1 protein-coding gene and 1 pseudogene are annotated in these 5,815 nt (G+C 42.0%); both read right to left on the reverse strand.

Annotated features, from left to right (window positions below; genetic code table 11):
• Nucleotides 1-2,210, reverse strand: a pseudogene (locus tag RDY34_RS10445) (hypothetical protein); the annotation flags it as partial.
• 170 nt (nucleotides 2,211-2,380) lie between these two features.
• Nucleotides 2,381-5,716, reverse strand: a complete 3,336-nt coding sequence (locus RDY34_RS10450; RefSeq protein ID WP_308074883.1) for an autotransporter family protein — start codon at nucleotides 5,714-5,716, stop codon at nucleotides 2,381-2,383.
• Between the last annotated feature and the right edge of the window lie 99 nt (nucleotides 5,717-5,815).

A 5,815-nucleotide genomic window follows, 5' to 3' on the forward strand; every position in this document is an offset into this window, starting at 1 on the left:
CCTGTTGCTCCAGTATCACCTTTATCGCCTTTAGGACCTGTTGCTCCAGTATCACCTTTATCGCCTTTAGAACCTGTTGCTCCAGTATCACCTTTATCGCCTTTAGGACCTGTTGCTCCAGTATCACCTTTATCGCCTTTAGGACCAGCAACTCCTGCATCACCCGTTGTATTTTTCGTATTCGAGCCTACAAAAATAAAGACACCTTTAGAATCAGTACGTTTTTCTGCATATAAACCATCCCCAAAATCCATACGTAAGCCATTAACTAAGAGATCTTCTGCAATATTTGCACCAATTGGTGTTGAGGCATTTCCTTTCGCCCCTCCTGTATAGAAAGAAGCGCGAGGAATAAAACTAAAGAGTTGTGAACCATTGATTGCATCGGTACTCTCCGCTGAAATTAAGCCAGGCGCAACGTGTTGGATTCGGCGAGTTTCTGTTGCATTACCTACGCTAAATACACCTACAACATTTGTGCCACCTGCAAAATTAAATGTGTGCCCATCAATTCCCACAGAATTGTAAGTATTATTAGTACCCTTTGAATAATTTGAAGTAGATACTGTGGTTGCATTACTGCCTATTGCCACACTATTTGCAGTGCTTGCATTTGCTTTATAACCTAAAGCCAAAGATCGTTCTTCTAAAGCTTCGCTTTCATTTCCAAGTGCTGCTGCATTGGCTTTCTTGGCTTTAGATTTTTTACCTATAGCAATTGCATTACTGACTTCTAATACATCATTTTCAGAATTGGCTTCTTCACCAATAGAAATATTTTCATTGCCTTTGAGTTTATTACCTGATTTTTTACCAAGTGCAATGTTGCTATTGCCTTCAACATCTTTTCCTGCATTTTCACCGCCAGCAAAGTTGCTATTGCCAGTAACTTTCTGACCCGCAGATTTACCCATAGCAACATTGTTATCACCTGTAACTTCATTTCCGGCTTCATGACCTGCTGCATAGTTACTGCTACCTTTTACTTTTTTACCCGCTTCAGCACCTGCTACAAAGTTATTGCTGCCCGTTACTTTATTGCCGCTTTCATGACCCAAGGATGTATTGAAGTTTCCTGTTACTTCTTTTCCTGATTCTTTACCTAAAACAACGTTACTGTCACCTCTGATCCAACTACCAGAATTGACGCCTGCAGCAAGGTTATCTTGACCAGCAATCCATCTTCCCGCACTATATCCAAAAGCGATATTGTGCTCTGCACCATCTACAGTACCAGCATCTGTTGTACTAGATATATTGCCATTGGCATCATGGGTATTGGTCCAATTATGACCAACATAATTCCCTGCATTTTCAGCAAAGGCAAGGTTGAAGTTACCAACCACGTTGCTACCTGCCGCCTTGCCAAAGGCCATATTGTTGGAACCCACGGATTGCCCGTAGACACCAGCCGCATTTTTGTAGCCATCTACATTATTACCTGCTCCTAAACCAATCGCTACGTTCCATCCGCCGTTTGGACCAGCATGTACATTTCTCCCTGCGTTTTGACCTAAAGCTATATTACGGCTACCTGATGTATTTTGACCAGCATCTTGACCATAGGCAAAGTTATGATTACCTGTTACATTTGTTCCTGCATGATGACCTAAAGCAAAGTTGTCACTACCCGTTACTCCTTCTCCTGCGTGGAAACCAAAATTGACATTTCGGCTTCCGTTATTGTTATATCCAGAATTTTGACCAAAATTGAAGTTATAGCTACCAGTACTTATAGCATCATTAGAATAAGAATCTTGACCGAAAGAAAAGTTATAGTTGCCTGCTGCTCGGCGAGCTGCATGTGAACCAAAGGCATATACATATTCCCCACCTGCATTCCAGCCAGCCGCTTCCCCAAAGATAAATTTATATTTGCTAACTCCCCACATGCCTTCTCCAGCATGTTCACCTACGAGTAAAAGATATTTAGCATTGCCCGTACCATTACCAGCATCATGACCTGCGCTCTCACCAATAACCAAACTATAGGAACCGCCAAATCCTCTATTTCCAGTTGTATTCATAATATTATTGCGGGCGTTTGAGTATAAACTAGTACCATCACCAGCGATAATATTATTACCATTATTGCCACCATAGGTAGGAGGTGTTCCTGCAATAACATCATCAGAAACCGCCCCAAACGAATAAGTGGACCACAAAGCCAAAGCAATTAGAGAATAAGAAAAAGAAGTTTTTGTATTCATAATAAAAAATCGTAATCTTTTCTGTCACCAAATAACAGGAAAAGAGAAGTACTACATTGAATTTTAGTGAGAGATTGGGATTTTAATTTTTTCGATGTGTAACATAGTTACACATCCCCCTGTAGTACTACAGGGCGTTTACACGCCCTGATTATTCTCTTTGTTATTCATTATTTCCAAGAATATTTCACACCCACGGTGCCTTGGTAACCTTTGTGTTGGTTGCTATCGAAAGATTTTTCGTAGCGAGCATCTGCATAAAGGTAAGTGTTTTCACTTAAGAAGAATTGAGAACCTAAGCCTAATTCCCACCAAGTGCGGGCAAACTTCCCGGCTAATTTGTCCGACCCGATTAATGCGTTGCCCCTTGCTTTAAAATCGTGCCAAATATTGCCGGTGAAATAATAGGTGCGCGTGCGTTGCTTATCGTTCGGTTGGTTATGCGCCAAACGGAAACCGACACGGCCGCGCAAACCGTAACCTTTTTGCGAAACGGCACGAGTGCCGTCGTTAAAATCTCCCAAGCGCAAATATTGTGCAATCAGTTGCGCTTGCGGCTCTAAAATCCAACTATTTCCGTTGTTGGTTTTATCTTTACCTAAGGCGTAAGGGCGGCCGGTTTCCACTGAAAGGGCTGCACCCCAGCCGTGATTTTTCGCACCTGTACCGTCAACCGCCGAATAACGGTTATTTAACCAAGAAAGCTGCCCCACCAAATCAATGTAAGTGCCGTTTTCATGGTAACGCGTATCGGTTACACCAAGATTAAGTGCGGTAGTTTTTACGTGGGAAGTTAATTTATCTGCAATCACAATGCCGTTTTTCGCGCGGTATTCATCATAGAATTTGCTGTGAGAACGTAATGCGCCGAAATACAGGCCGGTAAAACGACGAGTGAGTTTGCCCTCATCATCCTGTTTGGTTTTGACATCAAAATCGTGTCCCACTTGGAAGCCGTACATATTGGTTTTGAAACCAAAACGTTCTTTTCCATCGAGTTTGAGGTGTTTGCCGATTACGCGCCCCCAAGATTGTTTTTCCACATCTTGCCAATAACTACCTTGCTTGTCCCAAGAAAGGGTTTGGTTTTCGCCACGGCGTTGGTGAAGCGTATCCAGCATTGCATAGCCTGATTCCAAGTTTTGACGCGGAACGAGCGTATAAGCCGACGCGCTTGGCGTGATGATGGTTTTATCTTGATTCGGCGTGGTTAAAGTCCAGAAGTATTCTGTCGCGCCCGCCTCATCTTTGCGTGAAACCAATTGCAATTCCCCCGCCCCTGTGGTTTTTGCTGTACCGGTAAAGGTTGAACGTGTATTGTAAGCGTAAGGTTTGGTTGCATCCGTAGAATTTATTTCACCGTTTGCTGTTCCTTTGTCATCGCCTAAAACTTTAATCACAGGGACACTGCGTTTGTAGCGATCGGCAAGTTCGCCGATTGAGCCATCAATAACATTTTCAGTACCATCTGTTTTAACGGCTTTAACAGTCGTATTACCAGAGGCATCACCGGTAATCGTTAATAAATCTGATTCTGAATGTGCGCCGAGATAATCTCCTGGAGTATCCCATTTGGTGTTTACTTCTAACACACCATTATTACCAACATAATTTCCTTCAATGGTCAGTTTGTCTGCATAGGATTGATTCGCGAGGGTGATGATACCGCCGTTGGTGAATGTTCCCTTTTCAAATACAGAAGTTGTACCCGATAAAGAAATGCCTGTATTAGATAGGGTTAACCTACCGCCTGATAGCAATGTAGTTCCTTCGGGTGTTTCTAATGATGTGCCTTTTTCAAGGTTAAATGTTGCCTTTGTCAGTTTTATCGTTCCAATATCCGATGTGTATTCTATTGTCCCGTTCGCAATTTTTAGCACGCCGTCTGTAATAGGGAGTCTTAAATTAAATGGTTTTTCTGTCCCATCAGGCTTAATGAGTGTGCCGGATGCGTTAAATAATAATCCTTCCGGAACGGTAATGGTTCCATCGGTAATCTTTTTACTGATGTTTGAATTGCTGTGATTATGTACTAATTGAATTTTATAGTCGGTGCCTGCCCCAGTTGCATTTTTTGAAGCATCCAGTACCCCACCATTGGCAAGATTCACATCATAAGCGGTCGCACGTTGGACAGCTTCATCGGCTTTCGGTGCTAATTCCCAAGTTGCGTTATGATCAACGACAACATCAAGTTTAGAGATTAAGCCTGATCTTGAATGCTGATGCGTCAAGCCGACCGCTTTTGCTTTATTATCTAGCGTAAAAGTGAGATCTGAGGCTTTGTTTTTTGCCAACTTTGTTTCAGCCAACCAACCTTTGTTTGCCGCCCTTGCTTCAGATTGATCACCTTTTAATAAGAATTTTGCATTTTTAGCAACAAATTCCCCAGTGTTAAACCAGCTGGCGACTTTGCTTCCTGCAACCTGTACGGCAAGGCTGGTTACATTCTTGGCATCAGCGACAATCAATGAGGCATTTTCAGAAGTGGTTGAAATTTTGGTATTATTTAAGCGCACTTCTTGATCTTTGTTTGGTTCGTTACGGGAAACGTTATCACTGAATATCCTGTATGTAACCTTGGTAGAGTAATCTTGCGTATCAAACACAATAGCCGAATTACCTGATGTGATTTTTCCTGAGCTGGTTTCACTATCCGCGATTAAACGGGATTTTGTGCCGAACAAACGCACTGTAGCTGAATCCTTCGTCTTGGAAGTATCCAGCACCATTTCGCCTGTCGAGTTGATTACCGCACCTTTGTAATCATTAGGTTTATCTACGTTAGGTAATTCCGGTTTGCCGATTTTCAGTGCTGCGGAATGTTTGCCATTCGCTTTTACAGTGATTTTACTGTCTTTTAAATTGGCTTCCGCGCCGTCGCCTGCAATGTAGATACCCACTAAATAATCGCCAATTTTTTTGGTTGATTTATCTTCAACGTCAATGGTTAATAATTTTTCAGAATTTAAAATAGGGGTTGAATGAGCGGAGTCTTTTCGATAGATCCTAATCCCTGAAAGTTGATGACCGGTGTTAGCTGTTGCACCGCTATAGCTCATAGAACCAAGAATAGTACCCGGGGTATTATCTACTGCAATCGTTGCATTATCTTTTAATGTTAAAACAGTCTTATTTTTACCACCACCATTATGATCATACCCAACCGCAATGCCATAAGCTGCATTGGAGTCTGGAGACATACCAAGTTTTCCCTCACTGGCTAAAGTAACAGCAATATTGGTTTTTCCTTGAATTTCTTCGCTACGATCGCCACGAATAATAATGGCTTTAGGATAAGTGTGTATTGAAGGATTTGCAGGCGTAACCGTGATATTTACATCACCGGTAACGGTGTTTTCGGTATCGCTCACTTCGTGAACCGGACCTTCACCGGAAATTTGTTTATTTTCATTAATACTGGTATATTCAGCTGAAAAAGCTGTTGCAGAAAGAGAAGAAATCAAAATGCTCAAAAGCGTTTTGTGATAGGGAAATGGTTTCATAAGGAGGCCCGTAATTTCAGAACATAAAGATAAGTAAAAATTAATGTCAATTATTTTAATAAGGATAAACCTATTAAGAGTTTACCCCCCCCCCCCCCC

It is taken from the genome of Neisseria polysaccharea (assembly GCF_963392925.1).
In the GTDB taxonomy this organism is placed as follows: domain Bacteria; phylum Pseudomonadota; class Gammaproteobacteria; order Burkholderiales; family Neisseriaceae; genus Neisseria; species Neisseria polysaccharea.